Genomic DNA, 16,012 nt, shown 5'->3' with positions numbered 1-16,012 from the left:
TGCGCGATTGTGTCCGGGTTTGGAGCGGCGGACGGCGCGGCGTAGCCTCGCGGCATGGCCGTCTATGTCGTCAACGAGATCGTCGTCACCGAGCCCGAGCGGTTCCAGACCTACGCCGACCAGGTGCCCGCGATCCTGGCGAAGTACGGCGGCCGCTATGTGATACGCGGTGGGGCGCCCGAGCGGGTGGATGGCACATCGCCGCCTGACAAGCTGGTCGTACTGCGGTTCGAGAGCCGCGAGGCGGCGCGCGCGTGGCGCAACTCGCCGGAGTACCTGGCCATCCTGCCGATCCGCGAGGCCACCTCCACCAGCCGGGTCTACATCGTCGACGGCTACGACGGCTGAGGGAACCTTCGCCGCGCTTCGCGGTTCGCCTCTCCGGGATGCGCTGGAGAGACGGACGTTGCGACGCCTTCTGATCCTCGGGGCCATCGGCCTCGTCGCCGCCGGCTGTGCGACCTCGCCGCGCCAGACCGTCCAGGACCTCAACAAGCGCGACCCGGAATACGCGAGCCGCGACTGCCGCCAGGCGCGCGCGGCCGTCGCGCGCTATGACGACAACAAGGACGGCCGCGCCGTCATCGCCATCGCCGGCAATCTCGTCGTCCCGTTCGCCGGGAGCGCGGCAGCGCTCGCCATGAGCAAGATGAAGGACGACGAGCGCGAGGCGCTCAACGAACGCGTCCGCCGCGCGTGCGTGTCCGATCCGCTGGGCAAGAAGCGGTCGCGGGTGGCCAGCCGGTAGGGCGTCTCTAGCGCTTTGCCAGCCGCTTGATGGCGTCGGCCAGAGGCCGCTCGGCGTCGCAGTAGTCCGCCCACGCCTTGGTCTTCTTGAGGAGCGCAGGAGCGGTCCGGATGGTCCAAGCCTTGGGATCGAGGCCCTTCTTCACCTGGGTCCAGTTCAGCGGGAAGCTCACGGGCGCGAGTGGCCGGGCGCGAGGCGAGAGCGGGGCCACCGCCGTCGACATGCGATCGTTGCGCAGATAGTCGAGGAAGATCCGCCCGACGCGCTTGGCCTTGGCCATGTTGACCACGTAGCGGTCCGGCGAATCCGCCGCGATGGCGAGGCAGACGTTCTGCGCGAACGTCTTGGCCGTGGGCCAGTCGACCTTTCCCTTGCCGTCCTTGAGCGGTGTCACGACGTGCAGCCCCTTGCCGCCTGTCGTCTTGCAGAAGGCGACGAGACCGATAGCCTCCAGCCGTTCCTTCACCTCCCTGGCGGCCTCGATTACCCGGTCGAACGGAATGTCCTCGTCGGGGTCGAGGTCGAACACCAACCGGCCGGGGACCTCGGGCTGGTCAGGCTGGCAGTTCCACGGGTGGAACTCCACCGCCGCGATCTGCGCGAGGGCCGCCAGCGCCTCGACGCGGTCGACCTGCAGGTAGGGCTTGTGGTCACCGAAGACCTTCACTTCGGTCAGCAGCGCCGATGACCCCTTGCCGGCATGGCGCTGGAAAAAGCGCTCGCCGCCGATCCCGTCTGGGGTCCGGATGATCGAACAGGGCCGCCCACGGATGTGCTCCATCATCCAGGGGCCCACCGCCTCGAGATATTGGGCCAGCTCCAGCTTCGTGATTGGCGCGCCCGCCCCATCGTCCGGCCACAGGGCCTTGTCCGGATTGGACAAGGTCACGCCCATGACGACGGGCGGCCCCGCCTTAACATTAGGCCTCCGCGCCGGCCTTGGAACAGCCAGTTCCGCCTTGTCGACCGGTTCCGGCGTCTCGGCCTCCACCTCGCGCGCGGGCTTGTCCTCGCGCAGCCCCTTGAACGCGCCCTGGCGCACCATGCCCGAGCCGGTGAAGCCTGCGAACTCGATTTCGGCGACGAGCGCCGGCTTCGCCCAGTGGACGCCCGCCGCCTTGCGCGGCGCGCCGGGGCCCGAGAACGGGCTCGACTTGCTCTCGATCGCTTCCAGCCTCGGGAGCACGCGGGCCACCTTGTCACGGCCGAAGCCCGTGCCGACCCTGCCCGTATAGATGAGCTTCCCGTCGCGGTTCACGCCGACGAGCAGCGAGCGCAACTGACCCGCGTCGCCCGTCCAGCCGCCGATCACCACCTCGTGACCCGCGCGGCACTTGGACTTGACCCAAGCGTCACCGCGCTCCGAGCGATAGGGGGCGTCCAGCCGCTTCGAGACAATACCCTCCAGCGACATGCGGCACGCCGACTGCAGCACGGCGTCGCCGGCTGTCTCGAAGTGCTGCACGTAGCGGATGCGCCGCTCCAAAGCCTTGCCAGCGGCTTTCACCACGGCCGCCAGGCGCAGCTTGCGCTCGGCCAGCGGCAGGCTCCGAAGGTCTTCGCCGGCTAGGAACAGCGCGTCGAACACGAAGAAGATCAGGTCGTCGGTCCTGTCGTCCGCCAGCGCCGCCTGCAGCGCCGGGAAGTCGGGGGACCCGTGGGCGTCGAGCGCGCAGGCCTCTCCGTCGTACAACCCGTCGGGCAGGGCCGCGGCGTCGCGGGCGATCGCGCGGAACTTGTGGGTCCAGTCGAGGCCCTTGCGGGTCTTAAGCGTCGCGCGGCCCTTCTCGACCCGAAGCTGGAGCCGATAGCCGTCGAACTTGATCTCGTGACCCCAGCCCGCGCCGGGCGGGGGGCGATCGACCGACTTGGCCAGTTGCGGCGGCACGAAGCCAGGCAGGGCGACCGCCCTCAACTTCGGACTCGCGGCTGTCTTCAGGGGCGCGGGCTTGCGCGCCGTGGGCTCGGTCGCGGCGCCCGGGTCGTCCGCGCTCCCGCGGTTCGAGCGCCAAACATCGCCGGCCTTGGCGCGACCCTTGCCGGTCATGAACTTCGTCGGCCCGCGGCCCTTGCCCGCGGCAATCTCCTCCATGCCGCGGCCCGAGGCGACGGATGTGGTCTCCTCGTTCACCAGCGCGCCCCCGTCCTCCTCGACGGACCAGCCGTCGTGATGCTTGATCAGCAGCCAGTTGTCGCGCTTCTCCCGCTCGCGACGCTTCATGCGCACCAGAACCCAGGAACCTTTCAGCCGCTCGCCGTCGAGGTTGAACTTCAGGTCGCCCTTGCTGAGCATCGCCCTGGGATCGCCCTCCGGCTCCCAATAGCCACGGTCCCAAAGCATGACCGTGCCGCCGCCGTATTCGCCCTTGGGGATGGTCCCTTCGAAGTCGCCGTAGTCGAGCGGGTGGTCCTCGGTCTGCACCGCGAGCCGCCGGTCGGCGGGATCCAGCGAAGGACCTCGCGTGACCGCCCACGACAGGAAGACGCCGTCCAATTCCAGGCGGAAATCGTAGTGGAGGCGCGTGGCTGCGTGCTTCTGGATCACGAACCGCAGGCGCTTCGACGGCGTCGTCCCGGCGGCGCTGTCGGGCTCTGCGGTCCTGGAGAAGTCCCGCATCGCGCGGTAGCGGGCAAGCTTGTCGGCCATCTAGACCACCAGGGCGGGCCGCCGGCTTTCGGCGTTCCCTTCCAGCGCCTTGACGAACGCATCGCGCCACGCGCTGACGTCCTCGCGGGAGACCGTCTCGAACAGCGCCCGCCAGCGCCGAACCCGTTCGGCCTTCTCCATCGCCAGCGCCCGCTTCAGCGCGTCGGCGATTTCTTCGGGGCTGTTGGGGTTCACCAGCAGAGCATCTTGCATCTGTAGGGCGGCGCCGGCGAAGCGCGACAGGATCAGCACGCCCGGGTCGTCCGGATCCTGGGCGGCCACATACTCCTTGGCCACGAGGTTCATCCCGTCGCGTAGCGGCGTGACCAGCCCGACGCGGGCCGCAGCGTAGATGCCGGCCAGTTCGTCCCGCCGATAGTTGCGGTTCACCCACCGGAACGGCGCCCAGTCGACGTCGGCGAACTCACCGTTGATTCGGCCGGAGAGAGCGTCCAGCCGACCCCGGATCTCTTGGTAGGCCTCGACCGCCTCCCGGCTGACGGGGGCGATCTGCAGCATCAGCACCTCCCGTCGCATGTCGGGGTTTCGCTGGAGGAAGGCTTCGAAGCCGAGGAACCGCTCTTCGAGGCCCTTGGAATAGTCGAGCCGATCCACGCCGACGATCAGGTGACGGAAGACCGTGCAGGCCATCATCAGGTCGCGCATTCGGCGGGCGCGCGCGCTGGTCTTCATCCGGGCGAAGTCGGCGGCGTCGATGCCGATCGGGAACGCGCCGACCTCCAGCCGCCGTCCGAACCCCATCAGCAGTCCCGGCCGCACCAGCGCGCCTTCGGCCTCGTTCAGGACGTACTCCTCGAAGGCCTGTTGGTATTCCGCGGTCTGGAAGCCCACGAGGTCGTAGTCGAACATCGATTCCACGAGCTGGCGGTGGCGCGGCAGGTTCACCATCACCTGGTGCGCAGGCCATGGGATGTGCAGGAAGAAGCCGATCCGGTTCTTGATTCCCAGCGCCCGCAGCTCCTTGGCCAGCGGGATCAGGTGGTAATCGTGGACCCACACGATGTCGTCGGGACGGATCAGGGGCGCCAGCGTCTCGGCGAACCGGCAGTTCACCCGCATGTAGCCCTTGTCGAACGCCCGATCGAAGGCGGCCAGGTCGTTACGGTAGTGGAACAGCGGCCAGAGCGTCTTGTTGGCGTACCCGTTGTAGTACTCCTCGAGATCGATCTCCTCGAGGTCGACGGTGGCGGCCGTGACGCCGCCGACCTTCTGGACGTTCAGTTCGCCGGTGAAGGTCTCGGTCGTCTTGCCCGACCACCCGAACCAGATCCCCGAATACTCCTTCAGCGCGGCGGCCAGCGCCATGGCGAGGCCGCCTACGCTCTCCTCCCCATCCCCGGATGGCGGGTTCACCCGGTTGGAGACGACGATCAGCCGGCCGCTCATCGGGCCGCCTCCAGCCAGGCGAGCACGTCCTCGACGTTGCGCAGCCCGAACCTCGCCTGGGTCGTCCGCGGTTGGCCGACGAGGATGCCGAAGCCGCCCAGGCGGGCGACCTCTGCGAAGCCGTGCTCGTCGGTCGCATCGTCGCCAGCGAAGATCGGGACCGCGCCCTGGAAAGCGGACGTCTCCATGAAGTCGCGGATCGAGTCGCCCTTGGAGGGGCCGGGGGTGCGCAGCTCCTCGACCATGTCGCCCTCTTGCAGGGCGAGGCCGGTCTCGGCGGCCAGCCGGCGGGCGAGGGCGCGGGCCTCCAGCGCTCGCGGCCTGGCCAGCCGGAAATGCAGGGCGACGCTGGCGCCCTTGTCCTCCACGATTAACCCGGAATCGGATTTCGCGAACGCCTGCAACGCCTCAAGGGCGTGCGGGAGGCCGGGGTGCGGCTCCGGGGCGTGCAGGCTGCCATCGCAGTCTCGGCGGACCAGCCCGTGCACGGCCGATACGCAGGCGATACGCCCCTCCAGGATGCGGTCGATATCTTCGAGCGCGCGACCGCTCACGACCGCGAGCCGCCCGTCCAGCGCGGCGCTGAGGCGTTCCACCAGGCGCGTCCGGCGCGGATCCGGACCCACATCCTGTGGCCGTGCGGCGATCGGCGCCAACGTGCCGTCGAGATCGAGGAACAGGGCCGCGTCCGCCAGGCGCAGGGGCGCCGGCGCAGGCAGATTCACGGTCAGGGTATCCACTGGCATGTCTCTCCCACCCGTCGGATAGGAAAACACCTCTGCCCGGCATTCGATCCCGCAACGCACAAATGTGAACAGGCCTCGGGTGTTCCCCTTGACCCCGGGCGAGACGCGCGGTGGTGTCCGCCCCTTCGACAAGGAGAGCCCATGCCCGCTCCGTCCCAGGCCGACGCGATCGTTCTGTTCGGCGCCACCGGCGATCTCGCCAAGCGGATGCTGCTGGCCTCGCTCTACTTCCTCGACGCCGACGGGTTCCTGCCGAAGGGCTTCCGCATCGTGGCCACCGCCCGCGCCGAGCTCACCCGCGAGCAGTTCCTGCAGCAGACGCATGAGACGCTGACGGCCCGGCCTGAGGGCGTCGACGAAGCGGTCTGGAGCCGGTTTGCCGCCCGCCTGAACTATGTCGGCGCGGACGCCACGACGGCCGAGGGCGCGCTGAAGCTATGTCCGGCCCTGGAGGGGTGCCGTGCGCCGTTCTTCTACCTAGCGATCTCGCCCAGCCTCTACGAGAAGGTCTGTGTCTCGCTGGCCGCGGCGGGCCTGGCGACCGACGACACGCGGATCGTGCTCGAGAAGCCGATCGGCCGCGACCTGGAGACCTCTCGCCACATCAACACCTCGCTGGGCGTGGTGTTCGACGAGGGCCAGATCTACCGGATCGACCACTACCTCGGGAAGGAGACGGTTCAGAACCTGCTGGCGCTGCGCTTCGCGAACACCCTGTTCGAGCCGCTGTGGAACAACCTCACCATCGATCACGTGCAGATCACGGTGGCCGAGACCGAGGGGGTCGGCTCGCGCTGGCCGTATTACGACGAATACGGCGCGCTGCGGGACATGCTGCAGAACCACATGCTGCAACTGCTCTGCCTGGTGGCCATGGAGCCGCCAGCCGACATGGAGCCCGACTCCGTCCGCAACGAGAAGGTGAAGGTGCTGCGCTCCCTGCGCCGCTTCAGCCGCCAGGACGTGGCCGACAAGTCGGTGCGGGGCCAGTACACGCCGGGCGTCGTCGCCGGAAAGTCCGTCGAGGGCTACGAGGCCGAGCGCGGCCAGAAGACCGGCACCGAGACCTTCACGGCCCTGCGGGTCGATATCGACAACTGGCGCTGGGCCGGCGTGCCGTTCTTCCTGCGCACCGGCAAGCGGATGCCCGAGAAGCGCACCCAGATCGCCATCCAGTTCAAGCCGGTGCCGCACTCGATCTTCGGCCAGGCGTCCACGGCGGACCTGACCCCGAACCGGCTGGTCATCGACCTGCAGCCCGACGAGGACATCAAGCTTTCCCTGATGAACAAGGCCCCGGGGCTCAGCCAGGGCGGCATGCGGCTGCAGTCGCTTCCCCTCTCGCTCAGCCTCCTGCGGACCTACGAGGGCGCGGGCGGGCGGCGTCGTATCGCCTACGAACGGCTGCTGCTCGATGTTATCCACGGCGACGCCACCCTGTTCGTCCGCCGTGACGAGGTCGAGGAGGCCTGGCGCTGGGTGGACGGCGTCGCGGACGCCTGGGCCGAGGCCGGCCAGGCCCCCAAGCCCTACGCCGCCGGGAGCTGGGGCCCCTCCGGCGCCTTCGCCCTCATCGAGCGCTTCGGCCGCGACTGGTCGGACTAAACCCGATCTACCGGATGCTCTGCCAGCTCTTGGACAGCAGGTTCGCGCAGTTGATCAGGCCGACCAGGGAGTAGGTCTGCGGGTAGTTCCCCCAGAGCTCGCCGCCGTCGAAGGTGATGTCCTCCGAGAGCAGACCGGCGGCGGTCCGTCGGCCCAGCATCTCCTCGAAGAGCTGACGGGCTTCGTCGGTGCGTCCCGACAGGTGCAGCGCCTCGATCAGCCAGAAGGTGCAGAAGTTGAACGCCGTTTCCGGCAGGCCGAAGTCGTCGGGAATGGCGTAGCGCAGCATGTAGGGCCCGCGACGCAGGCCCTGCTCAACCGCCGCCATCGTCGCCTGCATCCGCGGGTCGTCGGCAGGCAGGAACCGGACGTCCACCATCTGCAGCAGGCTGGCGTCCAGCTCGTCGCCGCCGAAGGTCGCCGCGAACCGGCCCTCGGCCTCGTTCCAGGCGCGCGTCTCGATGGTCTTGCGGATTTGCGCGGCCTTGCCGTTCCAGTAGTCGGCGCGGTCGCCGAGACCCAGGCGGGCCGCCGCGTTGCCCAGCCGGTCGCAGGCCGCCCAGCACATCACGGACGAATAGGTGTGCGTCGCCTCGCGCCCGCGGAACTCCCAGAGGCTCGCATCCGGCTTGTCGTGCAGTTCGAAGGCTCGCTCGCCGATCGGCTCCAGCGCCTTGAAGTCGGCGATGGTCGCCGGTCGCAGCAGCCGCTCGTCGAAGAAGGCCTGCACCGTGGACAGCACGATCTGGCCGTAGACGTCGTGCTGCAGGTGTTCGTGCGCCTGGTTGCCAACCCGGACGGGCCCGATCCCGCGATAGCCCGGCAGATGCGGAGCGATCCATTCAGTTAGCACCGGCTCCAGCCCCACGCCGTACACCGGCTGAACGTGTCCGGCCTTGCCGTTCGGCGTGTGGCCGTGCTCGAAGCCCGGCAGTTCGCGCTGGGCGACCGGTGCGCCAGACGGGGCCATGTCGCCGCGGCTGGCCTGGTCCACCAGGTTCCGCAGATAGACCAGGTAGTTCTCCAGCATGTCGGCCGCGCCCAGGCGGTTGAGCGCCTGGACCACGTAATAAGCGTCCCGCAGCCAGCAGTACCGGTAGTCCCAGTTGCGGCCGGCGCCGGCCTCGGCGGCGTGTTCGGGCAGCGACGTCGTCAGAGCCGCTACGATGGCGCCGGTCTCCTCGTAGGCGCACAGCTTCAGCGTGATCGCCGCGCGGATGACCGCCTCCTGCCATTCCAGCGGCACCGAGAGTGTCCGCACCCAGCCGCGCCAGTAGTCGGTGGTCTCGCGCAGCATCCGCGCCGCCGTGGTGGCGACCTCGGCGTCGAAGCCCTCGTCCGGTCCGAGGAACAAGCTGATGGGTTCCTCCAGCCGGAAGACCCGCTCCTCGACGATGTGGCTGACCGGGGCGTCCGTCGTCAGTCGGAGCGTCGCCACGGCGCCCACGTAGCGCACGTGGTTCGAGCCGGACGTCAGGTAGCAGGGCCGCTCGCCGTAGTTCATCATTGGCCGCACCCGGATCCGCACGCGCGGGGCGCCCGCCAACGGCCGCACGATCCGGCAGAAGGCCAGGGGCCGATACTGGCGCCCCAGGTGCTTGTAGCGCGGCGAAAAGTCGATGATCTCGATCCCCGCGCCTTCGCCGTTGCGGATCTCGGTGCGCAGGATTGGCGTATTGCGAAGATACGCCTGGGTGGTCTCGACAGCGCCCTCCACCTCTATCGCCCACACGCCGCACGCGTCCGGCGCACCGGCGTCCTGGCCCGTCAGCAGGCCGCAGAAAAACGGGTCGCCGTCCACGCGGGGGGCGCAGGCCCAGACGAAGCGGCCTTGGCGGTCGATGAGCGCGCTGGCGGCGCAGTTTCCGATGGGGAACAGGTCCAAGTTCTGGCTCAAGTTCCCTCCATTCCGATAATGCGCATGACTTTCGAGCAGGCCCCTCGGTCTGCTTCCCGACGTTCAAAACTCGGCGCGGACGAATTGGCTCCCGATCGCGCCGCTAGCAGCCGTAGCGCACGCGCAGGCGCGGCCCCCGGCTGTTGGAATGCACGGCTACCCGGCTGCCCTGGCGCTCGAACGTCAGGTCGATCGAGCCATCGCCGATCTCCAGCCCCGCCACGCTCAGCCGATCGATGCCGATCGGCAGGGCCGGATCGCGGATTTCCACCTCGGCCGTCTCGCCCTGTATCGAAAGCCCGAGGCACGCCTGCAGCAGCATGAACACCGATCCGGCGGCCCAAGCCTGCGGCAGGCAGGCGACCGGGTAGGCCACCGGCGGCTCGCCCGCCGCCCGGGGGAAGCCGCAGAACAGCTCGGGCAGGCGCATTTCGAGCTGGGACGCCGCCTCGAACATGGCCGCGGTCAGCTTCACCACGCCGGCGCGCTCGCCGTAGTAGGACAGGCCCAGGGCCGCCAGGGCCGTGTCGTGCGGCCAGATCGAGCCGTTGTGGTACGACATCGGATTGAAGCGCGGTTCGCCGTCGGCCAGCGTGCGCAGGCCCCACCCCGAGAAAAAGTCGCTGGAAAACAGGCGCTGGGCCACCTTCTGCGCCCGGTCCGCACGCGGCAGGCCCGTGAACAGCAGGTGCCCCGGGTTCGACGCCACGACGCGGCACAGCTCGCCCTGGCCGTCGAGCGCGATCCCGTAGAAGCCCTCCTCAGGCATCCAGAAGCGTTCTTCCACCACCTTGCGGAGCGCCGCCGCCCGGCCGCTCCAGCGCTCGGCGGCCGAGGAGTCGCCGCGCCGCGCTGTCAGTTCGGCCATCGTCCGATAGGCGGCATAGGCGTATCCCTGCACCTCGACCAGAGCCACGGGCCCCTCGGGAAACCGTCCGTCCAAATGGAAGATGGAATCGCCGGAATCTTTCCAGCCCTGGTTGGTGAGGCCGCCGTCCATGGCGCGGGCGTAGGAGATCAGTCCGAGAGGATGCTGGGCGGCCTTGGCCACGATCCACCCGGCCGCCTTCTCCAGCGCAGGCCACCAGCGGTCGAGCTGGGCGTAGTCGCCGGTCCTCGCGGCATAGGCGCCGGCCAGGGCGACAAACAGCGGTGTGGTATCGACTCCGCCGTAATAGCGCCCGAAGGGCACCTCCCCGAGCGCCGACATTTCGCCCCGCCGGGTCTCGTGCATGATCTTGCCGGGGTCGCTGTCGCGGAAGGCGGAGGTCTCCTGCGCCTGGTGTTCGGCCAGGTATGAGAGCACCCCCTTCGCCAGCCCGGGCTCGAACCACAGGATCTGCCAGGCGGTGATGATCCCGTCGCGGCCGAACGCGGTCGAGAACCAGGGGATGCCGGCGTAAGGGTAGGGGCCGGTCCGCATGGGCGTGGTGAGCAGCGCTAGGTCGGCGCGCGACTTGTCGATCCAGCCGTTGAAGAGCCGCCCGTTGGTCGAAAGGCGCGCCCCGCGGCGCCGGCGCTCCCGCATGGCGAAGCGAGCCCGCGCTGCGGCGGCCCGGAACCGCTCGCGGCCCGGAGCTTCCTCCTGTGTTCCGCAGACCTCCACATAGACTTCCCAGCGCGCGTCGGTCTGCAGCAGGACGTTGAACCGGGCCTCGTCGGCCGTTAGGGCGTCGGGTGCGGCCGAGAAGCCGACGATGCTCGCGCGCGGCACGCCGTCGAGGCCCTCGTAGCCGAACCGCACCTCCTGCGCGCCGATCTCGGGCGGCGCGAGCCGGCCTCGGGCCGGGCGAATGGCGCCCCGCACCTCGAACATGTCCCGGAAGTCGGCGGCGAACCGGAGCACCAGCGGGAGCTCCATCGCGTTGGGGCTGTAGTTGGTCAGCCGAATCCGCTCGTAGAGCCGCTCGTTCCAAAGGAACCGCTTGCGCTCCAAATGCACCACGCCCGGGGGGGCGACGGGGCCGCTCGGCACCGGGATCGCCCGGTTCAGGCCGTGAGAGGTGAAGTAGACGTTGTCCTGGCTCACCGCACCGGACAGCAGGGTGGGTGAGCGGTCGCCCAACGTGACTTCCCAGCGCGATAGGATCCGCGTGTCGTCATGGAAGAGGCCGTCGGCCGCGCCGGCGATGTCGCCATGGCTGTCGGCGACCATGAAGGTGTCGCGGTCCTTGAGCGCGAAGAGCCGCTGGGGAACCCGCGGTTCCTCGATCTCGCCCCACTCGACGGGCGTCGTATGCGACGGCGCAAGGTCGTTCATGGCTTCCCCGCAGCGTTGTTTCCCGTCAGGCGGCCTCCGTCAGCGACGAGCCCTGGGGGAGCTTGGCGTAGATATCGAGATAGCGGCGGGCCATGGCCAAGGCCGAGAAGCGCTCCTCGAACCGCGCCCGCACCGCCGCCCGATCCAGCCGGGCCAGGCTGACCACGGCGGCGCACGCCTCCGCCTCCGAACTCACGATCAGGCCGGTGAGGCCATCCTCGACCACCTCGGGCACCGAGCCGTTTCCCCACGCTATGACCGGCGTGCCGCAGGCCATGGCTTCGATCATCACCAGGCCGAACGGCTCGGGCCAGTCGATGGGGAACAAGAGCGCGTCCGCGCCGCCGAGGAAGGCGGACTTCTCGCCGTCGCCGATCTCGCCCACGAATTCCACCAGCGGATGCTCCATCAGCGGCGCGACGACGTCCTCGAAGTAGGCGCGGTCGGCCGCGTCCACCTTGGCCGCGATCTTCAGCCGCCGGCCCGAGGCCTTGGCGATGGCGATGGCCCGGTCTGGCCGCTTCTCGGGAGAGATGCGGCCCAGGAAGGCGAGGTATCCATGACTTTGCGGGGTGAACGCGTAGAGGTCCTGCGACATGCCGTGGTGGACAGTCGCCGCCCAGTTCGCGAACGGCAGCGGACGGCGCTGGTCGTCGCTGATCGACACCAGCGGGAATTGCGGCCACCGCCTGTAGACTCCGGCGAGGTCTTTCAGGTCCAGCCGACCGTGCAGCGTGGTCAGGGTGCGCTCCGCCATGTCCTCGAACATCGGAAACTGGACCATGTCGGTATGGAAGTGGATTACGTCGAACTCGTCGGCTCTGCGACGCACCTCCGCGAGCTGGCTGAGATGCGCGGCGAGGTCGGATTTCAACGGCGCTGGATCCAGCCGTATCGCCTGGTCGCGGACCGGGGCGAGCCGCCCGAGGGTCTTCGCGTCGGCGCTGCTGAACAGGGTGACGTCGTGGCCCAGGGTCACCAAAGCGTCGGTGAGGTGCGCAACCACGCGCTCCGTCCCGCCGTAGAGCCGGGGCGGCACGGCTTCATACAGGGGGGCCACCTGGGCGATACGCATGCAGAAACTCCCTCGGCGTCGTCTTCCGCCGCGACGCCCGGCATCCGGTGACTAGGACGCAGTCGGGCCCTATGCGGTTCCATGCGATGTGCGAAATGGCGCCGCTGGCTGGCGCCGCCGGCGGTCCAGGCGCGTTATGAGGCAGGCATGATCGAGACCTATCCAACCGGGGGCGTCCTCGCCGACGTCGCGGCCTTGGCGATGGAAGCCGAACTGGCGGCCGCCCTCCGGACGCACGGCCGCGCCAGTCTGGTGGCCACCGGTGGCCGCTCGCCGGGCCCCGTCTTCGACCGGCTCGCGCGTTCGACCGCGGTCGATTGGAGCCGCGTCGTCGTGACGTTGTCGGACGAACGGTGCGTGCCTCCCGACGATCCCGCCAGCAATGCCAAGGCGGTGCGCGAGCGGTTGCTCACCGGGCCGGCGGCCAAGGCGCACCTGCTCTCCCTCTGGCCGACGCCCGAGCCGGCGGCCCTTGCGGGGCTGCAGCCGTTCGATGTGGTCATGTTGGGCATGGGGGAGGACGGCCACGTGGCGTCGCTGATTCCCGGCGATCCGGACCTGGAGGACGCGCTGACCACCGCCGACCTGCTGCGTCCGGCGCCCGCCGGCCTCGGCAAGCCGCCGGTCGCGCGGGTGACCCTAACCCTTTCCGCGCTCGCCGATGCGCGGGCCATCTTCCTTCTGATCGCGGGGGAGGCTAAGCGCGGGGTCATAGAGCGCGCGCTGGCGGGCGAGGACCTGCCGGTCGGCCGGCTGCTCTCGCGATGCCGGCCGCGGATACGCATCTTGTGGACCCCGGACGGAGGTTGAGCCCCCATGGCACAGATTCATCCAGTCACCGCCGAGGTCACCCAGCGGATCGTCGAGCGAAGCCGCGAGACCCGCGCCGACTATCTCTCCCGCATGGAGGCCGCCCGTCAGTCCGGGCCCGGGCGCGGCAAGCTGTCCTGCGCCAACTGGGCCCACGCGTTCGCCGCCAGCCCGGACGGCGACAAGCAGCGGATGCGCGATCCTACAGCGCCCAACGTCGCCATCGTCTCGGCGTACAACGACATGCTCTCGGCCCATCAGCCGTACGAACGGTTCCCCGATATCATCCGCAAGGCGGCGCACGAGGTTCAGGCGACGGCCCAGTTCGCCGGCGGCGTGCCTGCCATGTGCGACGGCGTCACCCAGGGGCGGCCTGGCATGGAGCTGTCGCTGTTCAGCCGCGACGTGATCGCCATGTCGACCGCCGTGGCGCTGACCCACGACGCCTTCGACGCGGCCCTGATGCTGGGCATCTGCGACAAGATCGTGCCGGGCCTGTTCATCGGCGCGGCCGCCTTCGGGCATCTGCCGACCATCTTCGTGCCCGGTGGCCCGATGACCTCGGGCATCTCCAACTCGGAGAAGGCCCGGGTGCGCGCGCTGTACGCCGAGGGCAAGGCCACCCGCGACGAGCTGCTTACGTCCGAGATGAAGAGCTATCACGGACCGGGCACCTGCACCTTCTACGGCACCGCCAATTCCAACCAGATGATGATGGAGATGACCGGCCTGCACCTGCCCGGCGCGGCCTTCATCAGCCCCAACACGCCGCTGCGCGACGCCCTGACGGCCCATGCGCCGAAGCGTGCGGTGGAGATCCGCGACGGCGGCAACGCCTACACGCCGTTCTCGGCGGTGATCGACGAGAAGAGCCTCGTCAATGCGATGGCGGGCCTGCTGGCCACCGGCGGCTCGACCAACCACACCCTGCACATCCTGGCCATGGCGCGGGCGGCGGGCGTGCTGGTCACGTGGGAGGATTTCCACGACCTTTCGCGGGTCACGCCGCTCATCGCGCGCGTCTATCCCAACGGGTCGGAGGACGTGAACGCGTTCCACGCCGCGGGCGGCATGGCCTTCGTCACCCGCACCCTGCTGGACCACGGCCTGGCGCACGAGGACGTGCGCACCGTCGCCGGCGAGGGCCTGCGCCGCTATCAGCAGGAGCCGTTCCTGGACGGCGGGCGGCTGGTCTGGCGCGAAGGCCCCGCGGCCAGCCTGAACCGCGACCTCTTGCGTCCCGCCGACGATCCGTTCGAGAGCGAGGGCGGCATCCGCGTCCTGACCGGCGGGCTCGGCCGCGCGGTGATCAAGACGTCGGCCGTGAAGCCGCAGCATCGAATCGTCGAAGCCCCCGCCATCGTGTTCGAGGACCAGGAGGAGCTGCTGGCCGCCCACAAGCGCGGCGAACTCAGCCGCGACTTCATCGCCGTCGTCCGCTTCCAGGGGCCCCAAGCCAACGGGATGCCCGAACTGCATTCGCTCACCCCTACCCTCGGCGTGCTGCTGGACAAGGGCTTCCAGGTGGCCTTGGTCACGGACGGTCGCATGTCCGGCGCCAGCGGGAAGGTGCCGGCGGCGATCCACGTGACGCCCGAGGCGGCGGTCGGCGGCCCGCTCGCCCACGTGCGTGATGGCGACGTCATCCGCCTCGACGCGGAGGCGGGCACGCTGGAGATCAAGGTCGACCCGGCCGAGCTGATGCGCAGGCCGCGGGCGGTATGCCCGCCGTCCGGCCAGGGGTATGGCCGCGAGCTGTTCGGCTGGATGCGCCGCGCGGCGGGTCCGGCCGACACCGGCGCCTGCGCCCTGTTCGAGGCCGCTTGATGAAGCCTCAGTGGACCGGGCTCGTCGGCGACGTCGGCGGCACCAACGCGCGCTTCGCCCTGGTGGACAGCCAGGGTCACATCCGCAATCCGCGCAGCTTCCCCTGCAAGGACTATCCCAGCCTCGATGCGATCGTCGCCGAGTACATCGAGACGACCGTCGGCAAGAAGCGGCCGCCCAAGGCGGTGATCGCCGTCGCCGGTCCGGTGCTGGACGGCGAGATCGAGTTCACCAACCTGGACTGGCGGGTGTCCGAGGGCGACCTCCTGGCGCACTTCGAGTTCGAGGCGGTCGAGCTGATCAACGATTTCGCCGCCCAGGCGCTGGCGTGTCCGCTGCTGGAAGGCGCCGACCTTCGGCCGATCGGTCCCGCCCTGCCGAAGGGGCCGCACGATTGCCCGATCGTGGCGCTGGGCGCGGGCACGGGTTTCGGCGTGGCGGGCCTCGCCCGCAGCGACCGCGGGGACATCGCCATCGCCACCGAGGGCGGCCACGCGGCGTTCGCCCCCACCGACGAGGTCGAGATCGAGGTGCTGCGGCGGATGATGGCCCGGTACGGCCGGGTCTCGGTCGAACGGCTGCTGTCGGGCCAGGGGCTCTACGACCTCTACGCGGCGCTGGCCGACATCAAGGGCCAGGCGGCCGCGCTTGCCGACGAGATGGCGGTCACCAAGGAAGGCATGGTGGGCGATCCGCTGGCCGGGGAGGCGCTGGACCGCTTCGGCGGCATCCTGGGGGCGGTGGCCGGCGACCTGGCGCTGACGTTCGGGGCGCGCGGCGGCGTCTTCATCTCGGGCGGTATCGCCCCGCGAATCGCCGAGCGGCTGGCGTCGGGCCGCTTCCGCAAGCGGTTCGAGGACAAGGGGCGGCTGGCCGACTACGTGGCGACCATCCCGACCTATCTCGTGCTGCATCCCTACCCGGCCATCGTGGGCGCCGCCCGCGAGCTCGAGCAACTGGAGCGCCTGTAACCGGCCCGACCGACCAGCT

General features: G+C 69.6%; 12 protein-coding genes. 6 read left to right on the top strand and 6 right to left on the bottom strand.

The window, feature by feature from the left end; all coding sequences use genetic code 11:
* Positions 1–54: 54 nt before the first annotated feature.
* Positions 55–348, top strand: a complete 294-nt coding sequence (locus tag Q0L11_RS06665; protein WP_296596203.1) for a DUF1330 domain-containing protein — start codon at positions 55–57, stop codon at positions 346–348.
* Positions 349–406: 58 nt separating this feature from the next.
* Positions 407–748 (top strand): hypothetical protein, encoded by a 342-nt coding sequence (locus Q0L11_RS06660; protein WP_296596202.1) that lies wholly within the window; start codon positions 407–409, stop codon positions 746–748.
* Positions 749–755: 7 nt separating this feature from the next.
* Here Q0L11_RS06660 and ligD read toward each other — a convergent pair whose 3' ends face one another.
* Genes ligD through otsB form a run of 3 tightly spaced genes read right to left on the bottom strand, consistent with a single transcriptional unit; the run spans position 756 to position 5,548 of the window.
* Complete coding sequence (ligD, locus tag Q0L11_RS06655) at positions 756–3,395, bottom strand: DNA ligase D (protein ID WP_296596201.1); 2,640 nt, start codon at positions 3,393–3,395, stop codon at positions 756–758.
* Entirely contained in the window at positions 3,396–4,802 is a 1,407-nt protein-coding gene (locus tag Q0L11_RS06650) for a trehalose-6-phosphate synthase (protein ID WP_296596199.1), read from the bottom strand.
* Positions 4,799–5,548: a trehalose-phosphatase gene (gene otsB / locus Q0L11_RS06645; RefSeq protein ID WP_296596198.1), complete on the bottom strand. Its 750-nt coding sequence runs from the start codon at positions 5,546–5,548 to the stop codon at positions 4,799–4,801. The genes Q0L11_RS06650 and otsB overlap by 4 nt, the downstream gene beginning before the upstream one ends.
* Before the next feature lie 141 nt (positions 5,549–5,689).
* Here otsB and zwf point away from each other — a divergent pair, with 141 nt between their 5' ends.
* Complete coding sequence (gene zwf / locus Q0L11_RS06640) at positions 5,690–7,153, top strand: glucose-6-phosphate dehydrogenase (protein ID WP_296596197.1); 1,464 nt, start codon at positions 5,690–5,692, stop codon at positions 7,151–7,153.
* 7 nt (positions 7,154–7,160) lie between these two features.
* Here zwf and Q0L11_RS06635 read toward each other — a convergent pair whose 3' ends face one another.
* The 3 genes from Q0L11_RS06635 to Q0L11_RS06625 form a co-directional block, all read right to left on the bottom strand.
* The gene (locus Q0L11_RS06635; RefSeq protein WP_296596196.1) at positions 7,161–9,050 is read right to left on the bottom strand and encodes a glycoside hydrolase family 15 protein; all 1,890 of its coding nucleotides are present in this window, start codon (positions 9,048–9,050) and stop codon (positions 7,161–7,163) included.
* A 103-nt stretch (positions 9,051–9,153) separates the two neighbouring features.
* Positions 9,154–11,310, bottom strand: coding sequence for an amylo-alpha-1,6-glucosidase (locus Q0L11_RS06630; RefSeq protein ID WP_296596195.1), 2,157 nt, complete (start codon positions 11,308–11,310; stop codon positions 9,154–9,156).
* 25 nt (positions 11,311–11,335) lie between these two features.
* Positions 11,336–12,385: a glycosyltransferase family 4 protein gene (locus Q0L11_RS06625; RefSeq protein ID WP_296596194.1), complete on the bottom strand. Its 1,050-nt coding sequence runs from the start codon at positions 12,383–12,385 to the stop codon at positions 11,336–11,338.
* Between the two features lie 147 nt (positions 12,386–12,532).
* Here Q0L11_RS06625 and pgl point away from each other — a divergent pair, with 147 nt between their 5' ends.
* From pgl to glk, 3 genes are read left to right on the top strand one after another with little or no spacing between them, the layout of a single operon-like run.
* Entirely contained in the window at positions 12,533–13,195 is a 663-nt protein-coding gene (gene pgl / locus Q0L11_RS06620; RefSeq protein ID WP_296596193.1) for a 6-phosphogluconolactonase, read from the top strand.
* Between the two features lie 15 nt (positions 13,196–13,210).
* The gene (edd, locus tag Q0L11_RS06615) at positions 13,211–15,022 is read left to right on the top strand and encodes a phosphogluconate dehydratase (RefSeq protein WP_367183360.1); all 1,812 of its coding nucleotides are present in this window, start codon (positions 13,211–13,213) and stop codon (positions 15,020–15,022) included.
* Entirely contained in the window at positions 15,022–15,993 is a 972-nt protein-coding gene (gene glk, locus Q0L11_RS06610; RefSeq protein WP_296596191.1) for a glucokinase, read from the top strand. Before edd ends, glk begins: the two co-directional genes overlap by 1 nt.
* Positions 15,994–16,012: the final 19 nt, after the last annotated feature.

Origin of the sequence: Phenylobacterium sp., assembly GCF_024508875.1 — a bacterium.
GTDB lineage: Bacteria > Pseudomonadota > Alphaproteobacteria > Caulobacterales > Caulobacteraceae > Phenylobacterium.
The sequence above is the reverse complement of the archived record's forward strand: the minus strand, read 5'-3'. Positions and strand labels throughout refer to the sequence as shown.